Origin of the sequence: Vibrio sp. 10N.222.52.C12 (assembly GCF_041474215.1) — a bacterium.
GTDB lineage: Bacteria > Pseudomonadota > Gammaproteobacteria > Enterobacterales > Vibrionaceae > Vibrio > Vibrio crassostreae_C.
Map to the genome: position 1 here is coordinate 101,196 of NZ_JBFRTR010000010.1, position 23,789 is coordinate 124,984.

The 23,789-nt window shown below is 45.6% G+C and carries 22 protein-coding genes; 17 read left to right on the forward strand and 5 right to left on the reverse strand.

What is annotated here, in order from left to right; genetic code table 11:
- The first annotated feature begins 17 nt into the window (after positions 1 to 17).
- The 12 genes from AB4623_RS02455 to AB4623_RS02510 all read left to right on the forward strand — a co-directional run bounded on the left by AB4623_RS02455 (position 18) and on the right by AB4623_RS02510 (position 12,671).
- Entirely contained in the window at positions 18 to 518 is a 501-nt protein-coding gene (locus AB4623_RS02455; RefSeq protein WP_004734343.1) for an OmpH family outer membrane protein, read from the forward strand.
- A gap of 5 nt (positions 519 to 523) precedes the next feature.
- On the forward strand, positions 524 to 1,555 hold the full coding sequence (lpxD, locus tag AB4623_RS02460) for a UDP-3-O-(3-hydroxymyristoyl)glucosamine N-acyltransferase (RefSeq protein WP_017066404.1): 1,032 nt from the start codon (positions 524 to 526) through the stop codon (positions 1,553 to 1,555).
- Between the two features lie 93 nt (positions 1,556 to 1,648).
- A complete protein-coding gene (fabZ, locus tag AB4623_RS02465; RefSeq protein ID WP_009847408.1) occupies positions 1,649 to 2,101 on the forward strand; it encodes a 3-hydroxyacyl-ACP dehydratase FabZ in 453 nt (150 codons plus the stop codon).
- Between the two features lies 1 nt (position 2,102).
- On the forward strand, positions 2,103 to 2,891 hold the full coding sequence (gene lpxA, locus AB4623_RS02470; protein ID WP_017066405.1) for an acyl-ACP--UDP-N-acetylglucosamine O-acyltransferase: 789 nt from the start codon (positions 2,103 to 2,105) through the stop codon (positions 2,889 to 2,891).
- Positions 2,892 to 3,020: 129 nt separating this feature from the next.
- Complete coding sequence (lpxB, locus tag AB4623_RS02475; protein ID WP_017066406.1) at positions 3,021 to 4,217, forward strand: lipid-A-disaccharide synthase; 1,197 nt, start codon at positions 3,021 to 3,023, stop codon at positions 4,215 to 4,217.
- A 33-nt stretch (positions 4,218 to 4,250) separates the two neighbouring features.
- Positions 4,251 to 4,871 carry a ribonuclease HII gene (gene rnhB, locus AB4623_RS02480; protein WP_017063371.1) on the forward strand — a complete coding sequence of 207 codons (621 nt, stop codon included), beginning with the start codon at positions 4,251 to 4,253 and terminating at the stop codon, positions 4,869 to 4,871.
- A gap of 113 nt (positions 4,872 to 4,984) precedes the next feature.
- Positions 4,985 to 8,464 carry a DNA polymerase III subunit alpha gene (gene dnaE, locus AB4623_RS02485; RefSeq protein WP_050649624.1) on the forward strand — a complete coding sequence of 1,160 codons (3,480 nt, stop codon included), beginning with the start codon at positions 4,985 to 4,987 and terminating at the stop codon, positions 8,462 to 8,464.
- A 45-nt stretch (positions 8,465 to 8,509) separates the two neighbouring features.
- A complete protein-coding gene (gene accA, locus AB4623_RS02490) occupies positions 8,510 to 9,469 on the forward strand; it encodes an acetyl-CoA carboxylase carboxyl transferase subunit alpha (protein ID WP_017060731.1) in 960 nt (319 codons plus the stop codon).
- A gap of 124 nt (positions 9,470 to 9,593) precedes the next feature.
- On the forward strand, positions 9,594 to 10,928 hold the full coding sequence (gene tilS / locus AB4623_RS02495) for a tRNA lysidine(34) synthetase TilS (RefSeq protein WP_372145673.1): 1,335 nt from the start codon (positions 9,594 to 9,596) through the stop codon (positions 10,926 to 10,928).
- 46 nt (positions 10,929 to 10,974) lie between these two features.
- Positions 10,975 to 11,298, forward strand: a complete 324-nt coding sequence (locus AB4623_RS02500) for a cytochrome c (RefSeq protein ID WP_170791809.1) — start codon at positions 10,975 to 10,977, stop codon at positions 11,296 to 11,298.
- Positions 11,299 to 11,428: 130 nt separating this feature from the next.
- Positions 11,429 to 11,767, forward strand: a complete 339-nt coding sequence (glnB, locus tag AB4623_RS02505; RefSeq protein ID WP_017063373.1) for a nitrogen regulatory protein P-II — start codon at positions 11,429 to 11,431, stop codon at positions 11,765 to 11,767.
- Positions 11,768 to 11,828: 61 nt separating this feature from the next.
- Positions 11,829 to 12,671, forward strand: coding sequence for an endonuclease/exonuclease/phosphatase family protein (locus AB4623_RS02510; RefSeq protein ID WP_065583992.1), 843 nt, complete (start codon positions 11,829 to 11,831; stop codon positions 12,669 to 12,671).
- Between the two features lie 106 nt (positions 12,672 to 12,777).
- On the opposite strand, the gene AB4623_RS02515 is transcribed toward AB4623_RS02510, so the two are convergent.
- The 3 genes from AB4623_RS02515 to gloB all read right to left on the reverse strand — a co-directional run bounded on the left by AB4623_RS02515 (position 12,778) and on the right by gloB (position 15,864).
- Positions 12,778 to 13,464, reverse strand: a complete 687-nt coding sequence (locus AB4623_RS02515) for a YIP1 family protein (RefSeq protein ID WP_017060727.1) — start codon at positions 13,462 to 13,464, stop codon at positions 12,778 to 12,780.
- Positions 13,461 to 15,035, reverse strand: coding sequence for a LysM peptidoglycan-binding domain-containing protein (locus AB4623_RS02520; RefSeq protein ID WP_017063374.1), 1,575 nt, complete (start codon positions 15,033 to 15,035; stop codon positions 13,461 to 13,463). Before AB4623_RS02520 ends, AB4623_RS02515 begins: the two co-directional genes overlap by 4 nt.
- Before the next feature lie 70 nt (positions 15,036 to 15,105).
- Complete coding sequence (gene gloB / locus AB4623_RS02525; protein WP_017060725.1) at positions 15,106 to 15,864, reverse strand: hydroxyacylglutathione hydrolase; 759 nt, start codon at positions 15,862 to 15,864, stop codon at positions 15,106 to 15,108.
- 53 nt (positions 15,865 to 15,917) lie between these two features.
- On the opposite strand from gloB, the gene AB4623_RS02530 reads away from it, so the two are divergent.
- Positions 15,918 to 16,700 (forward strand): class I SAM-dependent methyltransferase, encoded by a 783-nt coding sequence (locus tag AB4623_RS02530; RefSeq protein ID WP_017060724.1) that lies wholly within the window; start codon positions 15,918 to 15,920, stop codon positions 16,698 to 16,700.
- Positions 16,701 to 16,798: 98 nt separating this feature from the next.
- On the opposite strand, the gene rnhA is transcribed toward AB4623_RS02530, so the two are convergent.
- Positions 16,799 to 17,263: a ribonuclease HI gene (rnhA, locus tag AB4623_RS02535; RefSeq protein WP_017063376.1), complete on the reverse strand. Its 465-nt coding sequence runs from the start codon at positions 17,261 to 17,263 to the stop codon at positions 16,799 to 16,801.
- Between the two features lie 56 nt (positions 17,264 to 17,319).
- Here rnhA and dnaQ point away from each other — a divergent pair, with 56 nt between their 5' ends.
- Together dnaQ and AB4623_RS02545 are read left to right on the forward strand one after the other, a co-directional pair.
- The gene (gene dnaQ, locus AB4623_RS02540) at positions 17,320 to 18,087 is read left to right on the forward strand and encodes a DNA polymerase III subunit epsilon (protein ID WP_017060722.1); all 768 of its coding nucleotides are present in this window, start codon (positions 17,320 to 17,322) and stop codon (positions 18,085 to 18,087) included.
- 9 nt (positions 18,088 to 18,096) lie between these two features.
- Positions 18,097 to 19,344, forward strand: a complete 1,248-nt coding sequence (locus AB4623_RS02545; protein WP_136978527.1) for a TIGR03503 family protein — start codon at positions 18,097 to 18,099, stop codon at positions 19,342 to 19,344.
- Between the two features lie 129 nt (positions 19,345 to 19,473).
- On the opposite strand, the gene fadE is transcribed toward AB4623_RS02545, so the two are convergent.
- Positions 19,474 to 21,939 carry an acyl-CoA dehydrogenase FadE gene (gene fadE, locus AB4623_RS02550; RefSeq protein ID WP_372145675.1) on the reverse strand — a complete coding sequence of 822 codons (2,466 nt, stop codon included), beginning with the start codon at positions 21,937 to 21,939 and terminating at the stop codon, positions 19,474 to 19,476.
- Positions 21,940 to 22,268: 329 nt separating this feature from the next.
- Between fadE and lpcA the strand changes: the two genes are divergently transcribed.
- Together lpcA and AB4623_RS02560 are read left to right on the forward strand one after the other, a co-directional pair.
- On the forward strand, positions 22,269 to 22,844 hold the full coding sequence (gene lpcA, locus AB4623_RS02555) for a D-sedoheptulose 7-phosphate isomerase (protein WP_017063379.1): 576 nt from the start codon (positions 22,269 to 22,271) through the stop codon (positions 22,842 to 22,844).
- A 65-nt stretch (positions 22,845 to 22,909) separates the two neighbouring features.
- Complete coding sequence (locus AB4623_RS02560) at positions 22,910 to 23,755, forward strand: class II glutamine amidotransferase (protein WP_048616160.1); 846 nt, start codon at positions 22,910 to 22,912, stop codon at positions 23,753 to 23,755.
- Positions 23,756 to 23,789: the final 34 nt, after the last annotated feature.

The following is a 23,789-nucleotide window of genomic DNA, read 5'->3' on the forward strand; positions in this document are numbered from 1 at the left end:
ACAATATTTTGAAAAATATGATTAAAGCAGCAGGTTTAGGCCTTGTAGTTCTTAGCTCTTCTTTCTTTGCAACAGCTGCCGAAGCTGCGCAAAAAGTGGGTTATGTAAACACTGCACAAGTATTCCAGGCTCTACCTCAGCGTGAAGTTGTTCTTCAAAAAATGCAGGAAGAGTTCAAAGATAAAGCGGCTGAGTTACAGAGCATTCAAGCTGAAGCAAAGACTAAGATTGAAAAGCTTAAGCGTGATGGCGAACTACTTGGCCCTGACGAAGTTGAGAAGCTTCGTATTGAAGTAGGCCAACTAGACAGTAAGTACAAAATCAAAGCTCAAGCACTAGAAAAAGCAAGTCAACGTCGTGAAGCACAAGAGAAGCAGAAGCTGTTCAAAGTGATTCAAGATGCTGTAACTAAAGTTGCAGAGAAAGAAGGCTACGACATGATCGTTGATATTCAAGCTCTACAATACGGTAAGCCTGAATACAACATCTCTGAGCAAGTAATTAAATCACTGAAATAAGTTTTATGAAGAACCTGACTTTAGCCGAATTGGCAACGATTACTGGGGGAGAGCTACACGGAGACGGTACGATTACCGTCTCAGCAGTCGCTCCTATGGATAAAGCGCAAGAAGGTAACATTACGTTCCTTTCTAACGTGAAGTACAGCAAGCACCTAGGTGACTGTAAAGCGTCCGCTATTATGGTTAAAGAGAGTGAGCGCGAATTGTGTAAGACCAACGTTATTGTGGTTAGTGACCCTTACGTTGCTTTTGCTAAGGTTGCTCAAGCGCTTGATACTACTCCTGCTCCCGCAGCGGCTATTGCTGATTCTGCTTCAATCTCTAGCGATGCAACTATTGGACAAAATGTGTCTATTGGTGCGAACGCTGTGATTGAGTCTGGTGTAGTACTTAGTGATGATGTGATCATCGGTGCTGGTTGCTTTATTGGTAAAAATGCAAAAATTGGCGCAGGCACTAAGCTGTGGGCTAACGTAAGTGTTTACCATGAAGTTGTGATTGGTGAAGCATGTCTGATCCAATCAAGTACTGTTATTGGCTCTGATGGCTTTGGTTATGCGAACGAGAAAGGCGAATGGGTTAAGATCCCGCAAGTCGGCTCTGTTCGCATTGGTAACCGCGTAGAAATTGGCGCGTGTACTACCATCGACCGCGGCGCATTAGATGACACAATCATCGAAGACAACGTTATCCTAGATAACCAACTCCAGATTGCTCACAATGTTCACATCGGATATGGTTCAGCTCTTGCTGGTGGTACTATCATTGCAGGCAGCACGACGATAGGTAAGTACTGTATTATTGGTGGTGGTTGTGTGATTAATGGTCACATTGAAATCGTTGACGGCGTTACAATCACCGGTATGGGGATGGTAATGCGCAGCATCACTGAGAAAGGCATGTACTCTTCGGGTATTCCTTTACAGCCAAATAAAGACTGGCGTAAAACAGCGACGCGAGTTCATCGTATTGATGAAATGAACAAGCGTTTGAAAACCGTTGAAAAACTTATTGAGAAGAGCGCGGAATCATAATTCCAGCATTTCTAATAAAAGGCTCGCGTACAGCGAGTCTTTTTCGTTTATAATCCTTCTAATTAAATAAAGAATATACATAGGAATACGACTTTGACTACTGAACAGACAACGATGAACATTACTGAAATTCAGGAACTACTACCTCATCGCTACCCATTCTTAATGGTTGATCGTGTGACTAGCTTTGAAAAAGAAAAAACACTGACCGCAATTAAGAATGTTTCTGTTAACGAACCTCAGTTCACAGGCCACTTCCCTCAGCTTCCTGTATTCCCAGGCGTGTTGATCTTAGAAGCAATGGCACAAGCAACAGGCCTTCTAGCATTCAAATCTTTCGGTGCGCCTTCTGGCAACGAGTTGTACTACTTTGCTAGCGTAGATAAAGCTAAATTCCGTAAGCCAGTAGTACCAGGTGACCAACTGGTTATCGAAGTTGAATTCTTAAAAGAACGTCGTGGCATCGCATCGTTTAATGGTGTTGCTAAGGTTGACGGCGTAGTTGTATGTTCAGCTGAACTTAAATGTGCTCGTAGAGAGTTTTAATATGATTCATGAAACAGCGAAAATTCACCCGGCAGCAGTAATCGAAGGTGATGTAACTATCGGTGCTAACGTGACGGTTGGGCCTTTCACTTACATTGCTGGTAATGTGACAATTGGTGACGACACTGAAGTGATGTCGCACGTTGTGATCAAAGGTCACACAACCATTGGTAAAGAAAATCGTATCTTCCCACACGCTGTTATCGGTGAAGAAAACCAAGATAAGAAATACGGCGGCGAAGACACAACAGTTGTAATCGGTGATCGCAACGTAATTCGTGAAGCGGTTCAAATCCATCGTGGTACGGTTCAAGACAAAGCAACCACAGTGATTGGTGATGACAACTTACTTTGTGTTAATGCTCACGTAGCGCACGATGTTATTGTTGGTAACCACACTCACATTGGTAACAACGCTATTCTTGGCGGTCATGTAACGGTTGGCGACTACGCTGGTGTTATGGCACTTTCTGCGATTCACCCATTCTGCTCAATTGGTGCTTACGCATACATTGGTGGTTGTTCTGCAGTTGTTCAAGATGTACTGCCGTACGTGCTTGCACAGGGTAACCACGCGGCTCCATTCGGTCTTAATCTAGTAGGTTTGAAGCGTAACGGATTTGAAAAACCTGAAATTCGTGCACTACAGAAGGCGTACAAAGAGTTATACCGTTCAGGTAAAACACTTGAAGAAGCGAAAGTGGCTTTAGTTGAAATGGCAAAAGAGTTTACTTCGGTAGCGCCTATGCTTGAAATGCTAGAGAACTCTGAGCGCGGTATTATTCGTTAATACTCGATATGGTTATGTACCAATCAATGTGAGTATGGCAATAACTACTTCATCAGAATGGTATAACAAAAAGATCGCTACTCGTTAGGCGGTCTTTTTTGTTTTAGGCAACAAGGGAATTGAAAAACTATGGCACAGCAAGAAGCAGCAACCAATAGCTCGGACTTCGTTTCGAATGAACCATTGCGCGTAGGCATTGTTGTCGGCGAACTGTCTGGCGATACGCTTGGTGAAGGCTTTATCAAAGCGATCAAATCACAATACCCGAATGCAGAGTTCGTTGGCATTGGCGGGCCGAAAATGAAAGCCCTAGGTTGTGAGTCTCTTTTCGAGATGGAAGAGCTGGCCGTTATGGGCTTAGTTGAAGTGCTTGGCCGTTTACCTCGCTTGTTAAAAGTAAAAGCAGAGCTGGTTAAGTATTTCACTCAAAATCCACCCGATGTCTTTGTCGGTATCGACGCGCCCGATTTCAACCTAAGGCTTGAGTTAGACCTTAAGAACGCTGGTATCAAAACGGTGCATTACGTGAGCCCTTCAGTGTGGGCTTGGCGTCCAAAGCGTATCTTTAAAATCGACAAAGCAACCGACTTAGTCTTGGCTTTCTTGCCGTTCGAAAAAGCGTTCTACGATAAATATAACGTTGCCTGTGAGTTTGTTGGTCACACGTTGGCAGACGCGATTCCTTTAGAGCCTAGTAAACAAGATGCTCGAGAGCTGTTAGGTCTTGATCAAGACAAGCAGTGGTTAGCCGTATTACCGGGTAGTCGTGGTGGTGAGATGGGTTTGATTGCTCAGCCATTTATCGAAACTTGCCAACGTATCAAGCAGAAGTATCCGGATATCAATTTTGTTGTTGCGCTCGTTAACGAGCAGCGTAAAAAGCAGTTTACTGAAATCTGGCAATCGACCGCACCTGAGCTTGAATTCACGTTAGTCGAAGATACGGCAACCAACGTGATTACCGCCGCTGATTCTGTGCTCTTGGCTTCAGGTACCGTGGCTCTTGAATGTATGTTGCTTAAACGCCCTATGGTGGTTGGTTACAAAGTAAATAAGCTGACGGGTTACATTGTTAAGAAGTTGGCGATCACTGAGTTTGTGTCACTGCCGAATATTTTGGCTGGTGAAGAGATTGTGAAAGAGCATATTCTTGAAGAGTGCCACCCAGACTTTTTGTTCCCGTCTGTCGATAAAATGCTATCAGCCGATAACAGTGCCTTGATCAAACGCTTTACCGAGATGCATCACTGGATCCGCAAAGACGCAGACAAACAAGCCGCTAACGCAGTATTGAAATTGATTGACCGACCTTTTGTTGAAGCATAAAGCGCTTATTTACAGAACATTAAGAGATTAGTTATGGCAGTAAAAGAAAAAAAAGAGCTTCCTCCATTTGAATACCCGCAAGGTTACCAGCTGTTTGCTGGCGTGGATGAAGTAGGGCGTGGCCCTTTGGTTGGCGACGTGGTGACCGCTGCGGTTATCCTTGATCCAAACAACCCAATCGAAGGCTTGAACGACTCAAAGAAATTGTCTGAGAAAAAGCGTCTTGCGTTACTTCCTGAAATCAAAGAGAAAGCTTTGGCGTGGTCTGTCGGTCGTTGTTCTCCACAAGAAATTGATGAGTTGAATATTCTGCAAGCGACGATGGTTGCTATGCAGCGAGCTATCGCGGGGTTGAGCGTTCAACCTGATATGGCGTTGATAGATGGAAACCGAGTCCCAGAACTGCCGATGGATGGTCTTGCGATTGTGAAGGGGGACTTGCGAGTGGCTGAAATCAGTGCGGCGTCTATTATCGCAAAAGTCGTTCGTGACCAAGAGATGGAAGATCTTGATAAACTTCATCCAGAGTTTGGTTTTGCTAAGCATAAAGGTTACCCGACCAAAGCGCATTTCGAAGCGATTGAAAAACATGGTGTAACCGAGCATTACCGCAAGAGCTTTAAGCCAGTAAAACGTATTCTTGGTATAGATTAGAGCTTTACGTTAACTAGAGCTTAGCATCGAATAAAGTTGCTAACTTGTATTAGAAAAAAATAGAATACACACAGTTGTAATCCTAGGCTCAAACCTAGAACTCAGGAAAAATAATGTCAGATCCAAAATTTGTTCACCTACGCGTACACAGTGACTTTTCGATGGTGGATGGCCTATCCAAGGTGCCACCATTAGTTAAAAAAGTCGCTGAAATGGGTATGCCTGCTCTAGCATTGACCGACTTTACCAACCTGTGTGGTTTAGTGAAGTTTTACGGTACTGCCCATGGGTGTGGGGTTAAACCTATTATTGGTGCTGACTTCTTGATGCAGTCTCCAGAATTCGGTGACGAGTTGACCAAGCTCACCGTTATCGCAACGAACAATAAAGGTTATAACAACCTAACGTTACTCATCTCAAAAGCTTACCTTCGTGGTCATGTTCAACATCAGCCTGTTATTGATAAAGAGTGGCTAATTGAGAATGCAGAAGGCCTGATCATTCTATCGGGCGCCAAAGAAGGTGAGATTGGTAAGGCGTTGCTGAAAGGTAACCGTGACTTGGTTGCAAGCAGCGTCGAGTTTTACAAAACGTACTTCGCCGATCGTTTTTACTTGGAACTGATTCGTACCGGACGACCAGATGAAGAGTCATACTTACACTTTGCGTTAGAGCTTGCTGAACAGGAAGACCTGCCTGTTGTCGCAACCAACGAAGTGGTTTTTCTAACTGAAGACCTGTTTGATGCTCACGAAATCCGCGTGGCGATCCATGATGGTTTCACTATGGTCGATCCTCGTCGCCCTAAGAACTACAGCGCGCAGCAATATCTACGTAGTGAAGAAGAGATGTGTGAGCTGTTCTCAGACATTCCTGAAGCACTTGAGAACAGTGTTGAGATTGCTAAGCGTTGTAATGTAACGGTTCGTCTGGGCGAGTACTTCCTGCCTAACTTCCCAACGGAAGGTTTGGCGATTGAAGACTTCTTGATCAAGAAATCTGAAGAAGGCCTTGAGCGACGTCTAGCGTTCCTATTCCCAGATGAAAAAGTGCGTGCTGAGCGCAGACCGGAATACGATGAGCGACTCAAGATTGAGCTCGAAGTTGTTAACAACATGGGTTTCCCAGGTTACTTCTTGATCGTAATGGAGTTCATCCAGTGGTCAAAAGACAACGATGTGCCAGTAGGTCCTGGCCGTGGTTCTGGTGCCGGCTCTCTAGTCGCTTACGCCTTGGATATCACCGATCTCGATCCACTTGAATACGATCTACTTTTCGAACGTTTCTTGAACCCAGAACGTGTATCCATGCCCGATTTCGATATCGACTTCTGTATGGATAAGCGTGACCAAGTTATTGATCACGTGGCTGAAATGTACGGTCGTGATGCCGTTTCTCAGATCATCACCTTTGGTACCATGGCGGCAAAAGCGGTAATCCGCGATGTAGGCCGTGTATTGGGCCACCCGTTTGGTTTCGTCGATCGAATTTCAAAGCTTGTACCGCCAGACCCGGGTATGACGCTAGAGAAAGCATTCCTTGCTGAACCTGCATTGCCAGAGCTTTACGATGGCGATGAAGAAGTTCGTGAGCTGATTGATAAGTGTCGCATCCTTGAAGGTTGTACGCGAAATGCCGGTAAGCACGCAGGTGGTGTTGTTATCTCACCCACCACGATCACCGATTTTGCGCCAATCTATGCCGATGCAGAAGGTAACTTCCCAGTAACGCAATTCGATAAGAATGACGTTGAAACCGCCGGTTTGGTTAAGTTCGACTTCTTGGGTCTACGTACTCTGACCATCATCGATTGGGCGTTAGGCCTTGTAAACCCTCGCCTGAAGAAAGAAGGCAAAGAGCCGGTTCGTATCGAGTCGATTCCTCTTGATGACCAAGCGTCATTTAACCTATTACAAAATTCTGAAACCACCGCGGTATTCCAGCTGGAATCGCGTGGTATGAAAGACCTGATCAAACGTCTACAACCGGACTGTTTTGAAGATATTATCGCATTGGTAGCCTTGTTCCGTCCGGGTCCTCTGCAATCAGGCATGGTAGATAACTTTATCGACCGTAAGCACGGCCGAGAAGCGGTTTCATACCCAGATGAAACGTGGCAACACGAATCGCTGAAAGAGACGCTAGAACCTACGTACGGCATCATCCTGTATCAAGAGCAGGTAATGCAAATCGCACAGATCCTTGCTGGCTATACGCTTGGTGGAGCGGATATGTTGCGTCGTGCGATGGGTAAGAAAAAGCCAGAAGAAATGGCAAAGCAGCGTGGTACCTTTAAAGAGGGTGCTGAAGCCAATGGTGTTGATGGCGAGCTGGCCATGAAGATCTTTGACTTGGTAGAGAAATTTGCGGGCTACGGCTTTAACAAATCTCACTCGGCCGCATACGCACTGGTTTCTTATCAAACGCTATGGCTGAAAACGCACTACCCAGCGGAATTTATGGCTGCGGTAATGACAGCGGATATGGATAACACCGAGAAGGTTATCGGCCTTGTTGATGAATGTTTCCGTATGAAGCTCAAGCTTTTACCACCAGATATCAACTCAGGTTTATACCGTTTCAATGTGGATGAAGATGGCGCGATTGTTTATGGCATCGGTGCGATCAAAGGGGTCGGTGAAGGCCCTATTGAAGCGATCATTGAAGCGCGAAATAAAGGCGGTTACTTTAAAGACTTATTCGACTTCTGTGCACGCCTTGATCTGAAGAAGGTCAACAAACGTGTTATCGAAAAGTTGATTCTATCCGGAGCCTTAGATAGATTAGGTCCTCACCGAGCGGCAATGATGGCATCTTTGAAAGATGCGGTGAAGGCGGCGAGTCAACATCATCATGCCGAGTCTTTTGGTCAATCTGATATGTTTGGCGTGTTGACCGACGCTCCGGAAGAGGTTGAACACAAGTATACCCAAGTGCCTAAATGGCCTGAGAAGGTTTGGCTTGAAGGTGAACGTGAAACGCTTGGTTTGTATTTAACGGGTCACCCGGTTAACGCTTACATCAAAGAGTTAGCGAAATACACCAGCTGTCGTTTGAAAGATGCCACGCCAACGCGTCGTGACCAATCACTAACAATTGCAGGCTTGGTGATTGCTGCGAGAGTGATGACGACGAAGCGCGGCACGCGAATTGGTTTGATGACACTTGATGACCGTTCGGGGCGAATGGAAGTGATGTTGTTCTCGGATGCGCTCGATCGCTACGCAGAATTGCTCGAAAAAGACAAAATTGTGGTCGTTTCCGGACAGGTCAGCTTTGATGATTTCAATGGCGGGCTTAAAATGTCCGCGCGCGAGGTCATGGACTTAGGAAGCGCCCGTGAGAAATATGCTCGTGGGGTGTCGATATCTATCGACCAATCCCAAATTAACGGTCAATTTTTTGAACGCTTTAGTCAAATCTTAGAACCTTATAGAGCCGGAACGGTCCCAGTCAATGTATACTACCAGCGTGCCGACGCTAGAGCGCGGTTAACATTGGGCACAGAATGGCGCGTGACGCCAAGTGATACATTACTAGACGAATTAAAACAGCTGCTTGGAAATAGCCAAGTAGAACTCGAATTTAACTAAAATTTAGCTTCGCGAATGCGGAGCTGAATCAACAAGGATTCATAGATGAGCCTGAACTTTCTAGAATTTGAAAAGCCTATCGCTGAACTTGAAGCAAAAATCGAAGCGCTACGTGACGTTTCGCGTCACGGTGGTGACACAGCGGTAGATCTAGACAAAGAAATCGAACAACTAGAGAAAAAAAGCTTAGAGCTTAAACAGAAAATCTTTAGTGACTTAGGTGCATGGCAGGTAGCTCAACTTGCTCGTCACCCTCAACGTCCTTACACCAAAGATTACCTGGAGCATGCATTCACAGAGTTTGAAGAGATGGCGGGCGATCGCGCTTACGCTGACGACAAAGCTATTGTGGGTGGTATGGCTCGTCTAAATGGCCGTCCTGTTATGGTTATTGGTCACCAGAAAGGTCGTGAGACTAAAGAGAAAGTGATCCGTAACTTTGGTATGCCAAAGCCAGAAGGTTACCGTAAGGCGCTACGTCTAATGGAAACTGCTGAGCGTTTCAACATGCCTATTATTACTTTCATCGACACAGCGGGCGCATACCCAGGTGTTGGTGCTGAAGAGCGTGGTCAATCTGAAGCTATCGCTAAAAACCTAAAAGTGATGGCTGGCCTTTCAGTTCCTGTTATCTGTAACGTTGTGGGTGAAGGCGGTTCTGGTGGTGCACTGGCGATTGGTGTTGGTGACTACGTGAACATGCTTCAGTACTCTACGTACTCAGTAATCTCTCCAGAAGGTTGTGCTTCAATCTTATGGCGCGATTCAGATAAAGCACCACAAGCAGCTGAAGCGATGGGCCTGATTGCTCCTCGTCTTAAAGAGCTTGAGCTTATCGACGAAATCATTCCTGAGCCTCTAGGTGGCGCGCACCGCGACCCTGCACAAACCGCTCAAAACATGAAAGACATGTTAGTTAAACAGCTAGAAGAGCTAGAGCAGTTTGATAACGAAACGCTGCTTGAGCGTCGTTACCAGCGTCTAATGAGCTACGGCTACTGCTGATAACTTGCCTTAGCGATAAGGCTAGCTATACGAACAAATGATGAAAGGGTTGGACTCAGTGCCAACCCTTTTTTATTATTAAAACATTATCCCTTAACACACGATCTCTTGGTTTATTAGCCTCATGACACACTTAATTGATACCTTCACATCTGTACTTGATCAAAGCGCGCTTAAGCCTTGTCGGTTGATCGTCGCTTTCAGTGGTGGTGTCGATTCACGAGTGTTGTTGGAGTTGGCTGCCCAATTCGCTAAGTCCCATCACATCGATTGCTGTGCGGTACATGTTCACCACGGCTTAAGCAACAATGCTGATTATTGGGCAGAGCAGTGCAAAACATGGTGTGATGCTTTGTCGGTACCCTTGTTCATTGAACGAGTCTCGCTAGATATTAGCCGTGGAGAAAGCGTTGAAAAGCTGGCTCGAGACGCGCGATACCAAGCCCTTAAAAAGCATATTAGACAAGGTGATGTGTTAGTGACAGGCCAGCACATCGATGACCAAGTCGAGACCTTCTTGTTAGCTCTTAAGCGTGGCAGTGGTCCGAAAGGGCTCTCTTCAATGGCGAAAGTGATGCCATTTTCAGGTGCTCATATCGTTCGCCCACTGCTGTCGGTGACGAGAACGGATATTGAAGGGGCGGCGCGCGATATGGCTTTAACTTGGATAGAAGATGAGAGTAATCAAGACGTTCGCTTTGACCGTAATTTTATTCGTCATCAAGTCACTCCGACACTGACCGAGCGTTGGCCTAGTTTTCGAGAATCGGTCAGTCGTAGTGCTCAGCTATGTGCAGAGCAGGAGTTACTGTTGGATGAGTTGTTAGAATCTCACTTACAACAAGCTTTGACTGAGAAGCACAGCTTAAGTATTGAGGTATTATCTCAGTACTCTGATTTACTGCGTGCACGCTTATTAAGAATGTGGCTGAGCCGCTGTAATCAACCGATGCCGAGCCAAAAGCAGCTCAAACTTATATGGGATGAGGTGGCATGTGCTCAGGCAGACGCCAACCCTAAGCTGGTGTTGAATGAGGTTGAGGTTAGACGTTTTAATCATCAGCTCTATGTCGTAAAAGAGACCAAAGACTTGTCGAACTGGCAAAGTGATATCTCGATGGAAGAGAGCTTAGTTTTGCCTGACGGTTTAGGGGAACTACACTTAACTTCAGCGGCGAGTGATGGTGTATCTAACCACTGTGATGCGCAACATTTTAGTCTCAACACAACGAGAGGAACACTGCGAGTGATATTTAACCCTGAGGGATTGTCAGCACACCCTGTTGGGCGCGGTCATAGCAGGAAGCTTAAGAAGTTGTTTCAAGAGTACCAAGTACCCAGTTGGTTAAGACGCAGAACGCCGATATTAATGGATGGCGATCGAGTGATCGCTGTTTTAGGCTTATTCGTAGATAAAAACTACGAAGGTCAAGATTGTGAAGCGCTTTGGAGCAAGTAGAAAAAGTTTATGTCACAATTCACCGTCACTTTAATAAAAATAATTAATGGAATATGCAATGAAGAAAATTACACTAGGATTAGTTCTTGGATTTGGACTATTGAGTGGTAACGCTCTGGCGGCTGATGTTGCTGCGGGTCAAGCTAAAGCAGCAATCTGTGCGGCATGTCATGGTGCAGACGGTATCGCAGTGATCCCTGGCTATCCAAACCTTAAAGGTCAAAACGAGCAATACATCGCTTCATCAATTAAGGCCTATAAGAATGGCCAGCGCACCGGCGGTTTGGCCGCTGTAATGCAGGCTCAAGCTTCAATGCTGAGTGATGAAGACATCGCGAATCTAGCCGCTTACTACGCAAGCCTTAAGTAAAACCTTCTCAAAGCGCTGATTAAACAAGATGATAAATTTCGAGCCAGAGCTTTAAAGCTCTGGCTTTTTTCATTGAATGTTTACTATAGCTAACCGATAATGAGCCATTCGCACAGTTTAAGGGATGAACATGAAAAAGATTGAAGCCATTATCAAGCCATTCAAACTTGATGATGTACGTGAAGCACTTGCAGAAGTGGGTATTACGGGTATGACAGTATCTGAAGTTAAAGGCTTTGGACGTCAAAAAGGTCATACTGAGCTATACCGCGGCGCAGAGTACATGGTCGACTTTTTACCTAAAGTGAAACTAGAAATCGTTGTGACCGACGAAGTGGCTGACCAATGTGTTGATACCATCATTGAGACGGCTCAAACAGGTAAAATTGGTGACGGTAAGATCTTCATTACTGAAGTTGAACGTGTGGTACGTATTCGTACTGGCGAAGAAGACGAAGACGCCGTATAAAAAAACTATTACCCTAAAAGGAGCGTTTATCGCTCCTTTTTCATCTCTGGTAGGGTGCTGTATGTTTAAGAAAACCATCATTGTTATCACGTTATTGATAACGCTTGCTGTCGTTAGTTTTCATTTTATCTTCGTGATCCCGAATAAACCCAACCTGATCATTTCCTCTCAAAGTACCAGTAACGACATCTACAGTTGCTACCAAAACTCTGCACCGAAAGCGATTGATGTGTCTGATGGCTTAGACATTACGGTGTGGAATATCTACAAGCAAAACCGAAATAATTGGCAGAGTGAGTTAAATAAGCTGTCGGCAGGTAGCGATTTAGTCTTGCTGCAAGAAGCTAGTATGACAGAAGGACTTCGCCAATGGGTAATGAGCGGACAGTGGGGAAGCACACGTGTTAATGCGTTTGAGGCCTTTGAGCAAAGTGCTGGGGTACTCAACCTAGCAACCCATTTACCGATTGAAGCGTGTGCTTATACTCATGAAGAACCTTGGCTTCAACTGCCTAAATCGGCGCTTTGGTCGCGTTACCAACTAAACAATGGCGAAGAGCTGGCTGTGATTAATATCCACGCTGTGAACTTTACCTTTGGTACGGAAGATTACGAGGCTCAGCTCAAGAGCTTAACTGACAATCTGCAAAAGTATCGTGGGCCGGTTATTTTTGCTGGGGACTTTAATAGCTGGAGTGAAGCTCGCGTTGCTGTATTGAAAGATGCGTTGGAGAAGGTTGGTTTGACGGAAGTTGCCTTTGAGCCAGATAACAGAACTCAGTTCATTACAGGACTGGTGCTCGACCATGTGTTCTATCGAGGGCTAGAGGTAGAAAAAGCAAAAGCGCCCATTACGGACGCTTCTGATCATAACCCTATGCGAGTGACCTTTAAGGCTAAATAGTGATTAGCTATTAGTCATTGGAACTTCACCATTCGCACGGTGGTTACCTTGGGAAATCTAACGGAACAATAGGCTAGAGAGTCTTCGCTAGCCTTATCTCTTCTACTTAAAAGATTAAAATGTAGAGCGCCCAGATTAGGTAGTAGCCAACCCATGGTAAGCCTGAAATCACAAGCGCTTGCCCGCGTTCAAACTCAGTCCACGTTAATACCGCAGCATAACCTAGCACGATGTACCATGGCAGAAGCAGTGGTAATGAGCTAGCAAACTGTGACCAATCATTAGTTAGCGGTAACTTGATCAAGCCATTTAAGCTGTTCAAGTCGGCAGCGTAGTTCATCACATGTCCATGCTTGAGTATCAGGCTTGCGTAGCTTGCTACATCACCTAAAACAGCTGGGAATATAACAACCGATGCCGCTGCAAACCATCGCCAAAAGCTGTGCTGATGTTGGCTTGGCTTGGTTGCTAGGTTAAACCAGAATGCCAATAGAACGATGGTTAATGTTCGGCCAAATACGTCGCTGATGATTTCACTTGCGAGTAAGGTATTGCTGTCAAGTAACGCCAATTGGTCAGGGTTCGTTTGAGCCAGTTGCTGCGAGAGCTCTGCACTTAACCATGCAAAATCTACATTCGAAAAATAAGCACCCCAAAACAAAAATGGGCTGAGCATTAATACGACGTAGGGTTGCCATCCCCAAGCACTTCGTTGATAAAGCGCTAAGAAACAAGCTGTTGGCGAACGGAATATATCCAACAGCATGACGAGTGGGTTACTTGACGGGTTCATACACTTACCTTAGTTACATCAACATACAGCTTCAGTTTTTGTCCTGGCTGTAGGTATTTTTTGTTCTGCAAAGTGTTCCATTTTACAACATCTGTACTTTTTACTTTGAACTTTGATGCAATACCGCTGACTGTGTCACCTGATCTTACGTTATAAAAGATCGTACGGATGATGGCGCCGTCTGAGCCGTTCTTCCAAATGACCAGTTCTTGACCAACTCTAAGCGTGTCGCGTGGTCCCATGCCATTCCACTTAGCCAGTGATTGATGAGAGACCTTATTTGCGCGTGCAATCGTCCATAGGCTGTCACCACTTCTTACAGTATGGCTGAGCTTATATTGACCACGACTCTTCGACTGTGTGCTTGCTAGGCGGTTTGAGGCGCTTAGGGCGTATGTCTTGTCGTCTTTGGTGGATGTTGGGATAAGTAAGTGCTGGCCAATACGAATATTGTTGTTGCTCAAACCGTTTGCAGAGCGGATCACTTTGCTGGTGGTGTTATATTTGCTTGCCAGTACGCTAATGCTGTCACCAGATTGAACCTTGTAACGCACCAACTTCATGCCTTTGCCTTTATTGGCAGCGACTTCTTTGTTGAATTTCTCAACTGAATCTAAAGGAAGTAATAGTTGTTGGTGTTTCTCTGGTGCCGTTGCCCATTGGTTGTAAGCCGGGTTGTAACCTTGAAGTTCTTTGACAGGAATGCCTGCGTAGTTCGCAGCAATGGCTAAATCAAGCTGTTCTTCAGGGTTAACCAGAGTCAGCACTGGCTTATTCGGGATCGCCGGAATATCGATGCCATACTTTTCTTGGTTGGCAATGACATCTGCTAGAGCAAGCAGTTTAGGTACATAGCTGCTGGTCTCTTTTGGTAAGTCCAAAGAGAAAAAGTCGATTGGCTTGCCAAGCTTCTTGTTCTTGCGGATTGCGCTGTTTACTCGACCACCACCACTGTTATAGGCAGCAATCGCATGATTCCAGTCGCCATCGAAACGTCGGTTAAGATCTGAGAGGAAGTCCAATGCGGCGTCGGTAGAGGCGGCAACATCGCGGCGGCCGTCATACCAAAAGTTCTGTTCAAGCCCGTAGTCTTTGCCAGTGCCTGAAATGAATTGCCATAGACCAGCAGCACTGCCATGAGAGTAGGCAAACGCATCGAAAGAGCTTTCTACAACGGGTAGTAGTGCCAATTCTAGTGGTAAGCCTTTTTCTTCAATCTTAGTCGTGATCAGATACAAGAAAGGTTCAGCACGCTTTGATACTGTTTTTAGATGACTCGGGTGCTTGAGATACCAAGTTCGGTAGTAGTCGACCTTCTTTTGGTCTGGCACTTCCATTTCAAGTTGCATCGCAATGCGTTTCCAAACATCTTCTTGTGTTTGTGGAGTAACGACAGGTGCTTCAACTTTTTGATCTTCTTTGGCTGTTGCTTCTGATGAAACGTTCGCTTGAGAAACTTCTTTAGTAGGAGATGTGTTGGTTTGCTCGGAAGCTTGGTCTGGATTCTCTGACTGAGTTAATTGGCAACCAGAAAGTAGTAATACCAAAGCCCAGCTGTACTTAACTCGCATGTTACAGCCTTTTTAATTAACGGCCGATGATAATACTTGCCACCCCCTATGAGTGACAAGTCTGTATTTGTTAAAATTCGTTCTTCCACGCACGTAAAGCGGTGAATACCGATAAAGGATCGGTCTGCTCGGTGCGATTAGACACTGATTTCACTACACTTGGCTCGGTATAGCGCAGGAAGGGGTTCACAAACTTCTCTTGTCTCAAATTTGTGGGGATGGTCGACTTATTTTGAGCGCGAAGTCGGTTCACTTGGTCGCGATATTGCTGCAAATGTTGGTTATCAGGCTCTACGGCTAATGCGAAAGCGATATTGGCTGCAGTGTACTCATGTGCACAATAAACTTCGGTTTCTTGAGGCAGAGCCGTGATCTTATTCAGTGCATCGAACATCTGTTGTGGTGTGCCTTCCATGATTCGGCCACAGCCCGCAGAGAACAACACATCACCACAAAACAGTTTGGCATCGCCCACATAACCAATATGACCCGCAGTATGGCCACTGAGCCCTAGGACGAGGAATACTTCGCCAAACAGTTCTAATTGATCACCATCATCGACCGGATGAGTTAAGGTAGGGATAGGTTCATTCCTTGGACCGACAACATCCACGCCGGGAAATTGTCTAACGAGTTCTGGAACACCACCAATGTGATCGTGGTGGTGGTGTGTAATCAAGATTGCATCTAAAGTTAGCTCATGGTGTGCCAAGTACTCTAATACTGGAGCCGCATCACCAGGGTCGACGACAGCACAACGGCGATCGCTATTTTGAATCAGCCAGATGTAATTGTCGTTAAATGCAGGTATGCTTTTGATATGTAACATTATTGGTTCTCCAGTCACTATTAGTGCGACAGAATAAGTGAGACAGATTATTGATGAAGCCAGCACGTAGCAGAAAGAAGTTTGAACGTCCTTACACTTGGGCGCAATTGCACAATGGGGACTGGTTGAGAGAATCTATTCAAACTCGACTCGATGAGTGGTGCCCAAAGCTATTTGGTTACCATATGCTCAAGCTCGGTGGCCTCAGTAGTGAGATTTCTAGCTGCACATGCAACATTCAACATCAAGTAAACCTAGATATCCAGAACCCATTACATAATGTGATAGCGGATGGCTATAATTTACCCTTTTTGGAGAAAAGCTTTGATGTTGTAGTACTGAGTCATCAGCTAGATTATAGCAATGACCCGCATCGCTTATTGAGAGAAGTCGATCGAGTGATGATGGACGATGGCTATATCATTATCACGGGCTTCAACCCAATCAGTGTCACTGGGCTTGCCAGTTTGATGCCTTGGCGAAAGAACAGCTTGCCTTGGAGTGGGCGTATGTACACGCCAAGTCGAATTAAAGACTGGTTAGGTGTACTTAACTATGAAGTAATTCATTGTGACACCTACGCGCTGTTTCCGATGAGTAAGTATCAAGCGATGTGGACGTGGTTGGAGAACAGCTTAGGTGGTTGTGCATCCTTCGCCGGAAGCCAATACTTTATTGTTGCTCGTAAGCGTACTTACCCGCTAAAACCCATCAAACCACATTGGCACCTTAAGCGACGTTTCTCGCCTGTTGGGGCAAGTTTTAGAACCAATACGCGCCGTACAATGGATTCAGCCAAAGCGTCATATCCGCTAAAAACAGAAAAAGCCGATTAGTTGTCGGCTTTTCATCTATCAATTCGATTGAGAAATTGTCAATTAGTTTAAGAAATTATAAATCGCTTTCTGAAATGTGCGTCTAATTAAAAAGACGATTAGCTTGGTTGATAGCCCGTATCTTCTAGAGTCGGATTCTCCGCTGCATTTCGCGCTAAATCATCACACATTTCGTTTTCTCTGTGTCCGGCGTGTCCTTTTACCCAGCGCCAATCAACGTTATGGCGAGCGGTTTCTTTATCGAGCCTTTGCCACAGATCGGCATTTTTAACCGGTTTCTTGTCGGCTGTTTTCCAGTCACGCTTTTTCCAGTTATGAATCCACTGTGTGATGCCTTGACGCACGTATTGGCTATCTGTGGTCAGAATCACAGAGCAAGGTTCTTTGAGGGTTTGCAGAGCCACGACAGCGGCGAGCATTTCCATACGGTTATTGGTTGTTAGCGTGAAACCTTCTGCTAGCGTCTTCTCGACTTTTTTGTAGCGAAGTACGATGCCATAGCCGCCGGGACCAGGGTTGCCTAAACAAGAACCATCAGTGAAAATTTCAACTTGTTTCGTCATGATTTGATACTATTACCTCAAGCACATTATCGGCATAGTCTGACACAGTTATCCTTATGAATACCAGTAGCACTCCAGAACAAAGCACGAACGAAAAAAACAGTTCGAACGAAAATAAGCGCATTGTTGTACTCGATACCGAAACCACCGGTATGAATACAGAAGGTGGCCCTCACTATATGGGTCACCGCATCGTTGAAATTGGTGCAGTAGAGATCATCAACCGTAGGCTGACCGGGCGTCATTTCCACGTCTACATCAAGCCCGATCGTGCGATTCAAGAAGAGGCGATTGGCGTTCACGGTATTACCGATGAATTCTTGATTGATAAGCCTGAATACCAAGACATTCATAAAGAGTTTCTCGACTTTATCAAAGGTGCGGAGCTGGTGGCTCATAACGCGCCCTTCGATACGGGCTTCATGGACTATGAGTTTGAGAAGCTCAACCCAGCGATAGGTAAAACGGATGACTACTGTAAAGTTACCGATACCTTGGCAATGGCGAAGAAGATATTCCCAGGTAAAAGAAACAACCTAGATATCTTATGTGACCGTTACGGTATCGATAACTCGCACCGCACTCTCCACGGCGCATTGCTCGATGCGGAGATCCTAGCCGACGTCTACTTATTGATGACGGGTGGTCAAACTTCGCTGCAATTTAACGCTGGTCAACAGGAAGGTGAAGCCGAAAGCATACGAAGAGTAGAAAGTGGTCGAAAATCCCTAAAGGTTTTACGAGCTACGGCCGATGAAGTAGAAGCGCATCAAAGTCGTTTAGATCTCGTCGAGAAAAGCGGAAGCTGCCTCTGGCGTCAGTAGGGAGAAAGTATGTTAAGGGTATTGGCTACCGGTTGCTTATTGCTGTTAAGTTTTGGCTTACATGCAGCAACAGAATCCGTTATGAGTTTATTGGACAACCGTTTTCGAGTTGATTCCAGTATTGAACAAGTCACCTTTGTGATTTATCGAGCCGATAACTCTAAACCTGTCGTTTTGGTTCGCCCTGATGGCAAGAAATACTACTCTTGGCGCAATGCTGATAATGTCCGTTGGTACGAAGAATCGTCCATGGACATTATCTCTATCGACAATCCGATGCCCGGCCCTTGGCAAGCGATAGGTAAAGTTTCCCCTAAGAACAATATCAAGCTGCTGTCTCATCTTGTTTTGGATGCTAATGAGTTCCCAGATAAGTTGTATCAAACAGAGCGCATCAAATTTACCGCTCGACTGACTTCTGATGGCAAGCCGCTGGTGCTGCGCGATTTTCTCGATCGCGTGAAGCTTAAGGTTACCTTTACTAAGTTTGTTGAAAACGAAGAGTCTTTGGTGAGAGAAGCGCGCCCGGTGCCGGTTGTGATGGGCGAGTTTGCCGATGATGGCGCTGATCTTGATGAAAAGGCCGGAGATGGTGTGTTCACTGTCTCTTTGCCAATTGATATCGAGCCCGGTAAATACCGAGCGCGTATTACCTCTGGTAATGGCGTGTTCCTGCGAGCGCAAGAGCAAGAAGTCTTGGTTTACCCAACACCGATCACTAGCACCTTCATTCAATCACGAAAAGAGGGTTTACCTCATACTATTGTGGTGTCTGGTGAACAGGGGATGATCGCACCGAGCTCGTTAGCGGTTCATGTTGAGCACAAGGCTCCTGATGAATATGTGATGTACAAGCAGGGGCAAGCTGAAGTCGACGCAATGAAAGTCGCTTTAGAGGTGCCTTATAATGGCGATTTAGGAATTTATAATTGGTCAGGGATGGTTTATGCCACTGATGCTTCAAGTCAGCGCCCGCTGATTTTTCCAATTACCGAGCAGTCGTACAGCGTTGTTGAAGATATCGACTTAGCAGAGTCACGACGTCTTCAAGAAGAAGCTCTTGCTGAACAGAAGCGTATCGCAACAGAGTTGATGATCCTTCAAAAACGTGAAGATGACAGACAGCGCAGTATGATCATTATTGCGGTGGGTAATGTGGTCGCTATTCTATTGGGCTTATTGATTTGGTTTGTGGTTCGTAAGGTCAAGGCGAAGAAAAAAGCGTTACCTGAGATGCAGCTCAAGGCGCCCAAGTAACTCGCTTAGATGATTAGATTGTCTAGAGAGAATAAGCCGCTAGATAAAGCATTAAAATTTGTGACAACGATGTCATGAACAAAAAAAACGGGACTCATAGGAGTCCCGTTTTTGTTTCTTTTTCTAACCTTAAGCGACGTTATCAATCGATTGGTCTGGGTACTGAGACTTTGCTGCAAGCTCCTCTGGAGAGAAGTCGTCAACGTTAATCGTGTACAGTCTATGTTCCTCGGCGCTAATCAGCAGAACTGCCTCTTCTTGCGTTAAGATGCCTTTCTCTAACCCTAATTGAGCCACAAGGTCTAGTCGTAAGAAAGCGCGCTTTTGGTGTGTCTCTTTGCAGACTTTGTCGAACAGAGGTTCAGCTTGAAGAATCACTTCTAGCGCTTTTTCAATCTTACCTACTGGGTTGTATTCCGTCGCTTCTAGGTATTGGCCGCGACCTATACGAGAGCGTGTTTCGCTTGGTGTTTGTAGAATGTGCGCAACTTTGCTATCGAGCTTGTCGTTTGGAGCACGACGGATACGACCAAATGGCATTAGCACAACACGAAGCAGACGACCAATCACAGGGTTAGGGAAGTTCGCTAAGAATTCATCAATCGCCACTTCAGTCTGACGTAAGCTATCTTGCATCCCCCAATGTACTAACGGTAGATCTTCAGCGTGGCTGCCTTCACTTTCAAAGCGCTTCAACGTTGCTGAACCGAGGTAAAGTTGACTTAAGATATCACCCAGTCTTGCTGATAAACGTTCTCTACGCTTCAGTGATCCGCCTAGAACTGCCATTGAAATATCAGACAGTAGCGCTAGGTTTGCACTGTAGCGGTTTAGCTGTTGGTAGTAACGCTGTGTCTGTTTATCTGTTTTATTTGAAGGTGTTGGCGCATCAGAACCACGACCATCGGTTAAACCAAACCACAAGCTGCGGACTAGGTTGCTCATCGTAAAGCTAACGTGCCCTGCTAACGCTGAATCAAACTTATCAAGCGCATCGCTGCTTTCAGAATAAGCCGCTTCCATTTCGTTCAGTACGTAAGGGTGACAGCGAATCGCACCTTGACCATAGATGATCATTGAACGAGTCAGGATGTTTGCGCCTTCAACCGTAATCGCGATAGGCGAGCCTTGGTAGCCACGAGCTAGGAAGTTCGATGGGCCTAAACAAATGCCTTTACCACCGACGATATCCATCGCATCAATGATGCTGCGCTGGCCACGGTGAGTACAGTGGTACTTAACGATTGCAGAGATAACCGAAGGCTTTTCACCAAGGTCGATGCCCGCAACGGTTAGGTTACTTGCAGCGTCCATTACATAAGCGTTACCTGCAAGGCGTGCAAGTGGCTCTTCAACCCCTTCCATGCGGCCAATAGGCTGTTTGAACTGACGGCGGATACGAGCGTAAGCGCCAGTTGCAAGCGCGGCAGACTTGATGCCACCAGTTGAATTTGAAGGCAGTGTGATACCACGACCAACCGACAGGCACTCAACCAGCATACGCCAGCCTTGACCGGCCATTTTCTGACCGCCAATGATGAAATCGATAGGCACGAAGATATCGTCGCCTTGCGTCGGGCCATTTTGGAAAGGTACGTTTAGTGGGAAGTGGCGGTTGCCAATCTCTACGCCTTTTAAATCCGTTGGGATAAGCGCACAAGTGATACCAAGATCTTTTTGATCACCAAGCAGGCCATCCGGGTCACGAAGTTTAAAAGCTAAGCCTAATACCGTCGCGACAGGCGCGAGAGTGATGTAACGCTTGTTCCAAGTTAGGCGCATGCCGAGTACTTCTTCGCCTTGCCAGTCGCCTTTACAAACCACACCGTAATCTGGAATAGAGCCAGCGTCTGAGCCAGCTTCTGGGCTAGTTAGTGCGAAACAAGGGATCTCTTTACCTTCCGCTAGGCGAGGCAGGTAGTGGTTTCTTTGTTCTTCTGTACCGTAGTGTTGTAAAAGCTCACCAGGGCCTAATGAGTTAGGTACGCCAACCGTCGATGACAATACACTAGAAACGCCTGTTAGCTTCTGTAGAACCAAAGATTGAGCGTAAGCTGAGAACTCTAAGCCGCCGTATTTTTTCTTGATGATCATGGCGAAGAATTTATGGTCTTTCAGGTATTGCCATACTTCTGGTGGCAAATCAGCAAGCTCATGAGTGACTTGGTAATCATTGACCATTTCACACACGATATTTACTGGACCATCTAAAAACGCTTGCTCAGCTTCAGAGAGTTTCGGGTCAGCAATGTTCTGAAGTTTCTTCCATTCAGGTTTGCCTTTGAACAGCTCTGCTTCCCACCATACTGTGCCAGCTTCTAGTGCTTCTTTTTCTGTCTGAGACATCGCCGGTAGAACTTTCTTAAATAAAGAGAGTGCTTTTTGGCTGATCAGTGTCTGACGAATGGTCGGTACAGCAAAGATCGCAACGGCTAATAGATAGCAAAGCCAGCCAGTAACAGCCACGCCGCCAAGCAGTGTTAATGCTACCATTGCGCCGGTTAATACAACTAATGCACGTACCAGACTAACTCTATGGTAAAGACAGACGCCTAAGATGGCGGTCATGCCGAGTAGGGAGAGCAATATGTTCATGATCGATTTCCTTTTCAGAGATCACTTATTGTTATTAAGTTTTAGGTAAGAGGTCTAACCAGTCAAGTGTAAACAAAATATTAAATATTTGTAAAACTCCAAAGTGAGTAAAAAGTGATCTCAATAGAGTTAAAGTTCTAATTGTGAGAGGTTGGTGGCGAATATTTGGACGGATCGGCAGTGAGACCCTAATAAAGGTGGCAATCTTTGGGCTTAAGTGTCGACACTATTTCATGTTTGTGGGTAAACTCAGTTATAAAGAGGGGAAAACCCTCAGTTCTCATTTCACGCACTTTAAGTTGCGTTAAAAAAAATAAGAGATAAGCCTTATGTACCAAGACCTAATCAAAAGTGAATTAAACGAAGCTGCTGACGTTCTTAACAAGTTTTTGAGTGACGACCATAACATCGCTCAAATTGAAGCGGCGGCAAAACTGATTGCTGACTCATTCAAGCAAGAAGGCAAGGTGCTTTCTTGTGGTAACGGTGGCTCACACTGTGATGCAATGCACTTCGCGGAAGAGCTAACAGGCCGATACCGTGAAAACCGTCCAGGTTACGCTGGTATTGCGATTTCAGATCCAAGCCACTTGTCTTGCGTGAGTAATGATTTTGGCTACGACCACGTATTTTCTCGTTATGTAGAAGCGGTAGGTCGTAAAGGTGATGTGTTGTTCGGTCTGTCGACTTCAGGTAACTCTGCCAATATTCTAAAAGCGATTGAAGCTGCTCAAGCTAAAGGCATGAAGACGATTGCATTGACGGGTAAAGATGGCGGCAAAATGGCGGGTTGTGCTGATATCGAAATCCGAGTGCCACACTTTGGTTACGCAGATCGCATCCAAGAGATTCACATTAAGATCATTCATATTGTGATTCAGCTTGTTGAAAAAGAGATGGAATAATAGTTTTACAGACATTTGGAGCCCAGCTTAGGCTCCATTGGTTTTAATAGGGAGTAGATTAAACCATGTGTGAATTGCTCGGTATGAGCGCGAATGTGCCAACTGATATTTGTTTTAGCTTTACTGGTCTTATGCAGCGTGGAGGCAATACTGGCCCGCACCGCGATGGCTGGGGTATTACCTTCTATGAAGGAAAGGGTTTTCGTACATTTAAAGATCCTAACCCTAGCTGTGAATCTAAGATCGCTGAGTTGGTTCAAAACTACCCAATTAAAAGCCAAGCCGTTGTCAGTCATATCCGTCAAGCGAACCGTGGTGGTGTTAATCTAGAAAATACACACCCTTTTACTCGTGAGCTTTGGGGGCGATACTGGACCTTCGCTCACAATGGTCAATTAACGGATTACGACGATCTGATCAGTGGTCGTTTCAGACCGGTCGGCGAGACAGACAGTGAGCTCTCTTTCTGTTGGTTACTCAAACAACTCGAAGAGCGTTTTCCTGAGCCACCTCAAGATATGGAAGGTATGTTTCGCTTTGTGGCTGAGTGTTGTGACCAGCTGCGAGAGAAAGGCGTATTTAACATGTTACTCAGTGATGGTGAGTATGTCATGACCTACTGCACCAACCATTTGTACTGGATAACAAGGCGCGCACCTTTTGGTAAAGCGAGCCTGATTGATGAAGATGTTGAGATTAACTTCCAAGAAGAAACTACACCTAATGATGTGGTTACAGTGGTGGCAACCCAGCCTCTAACAGACAATGAAGAGTGGTTTAGAATGAAGCCGGGCGAATATGCGCTGTTTCATTTTGGTGAGCTGATTGGCAACAATCATAAAGCATTGGAAGATGTCGCTTATGCGCCGAAGAAGGTAGCAAGCCAAGCGCCAACTGAACCATTGAGCTGAGCTAAGTATCCCGAATAGTATGATTTGAACCTCA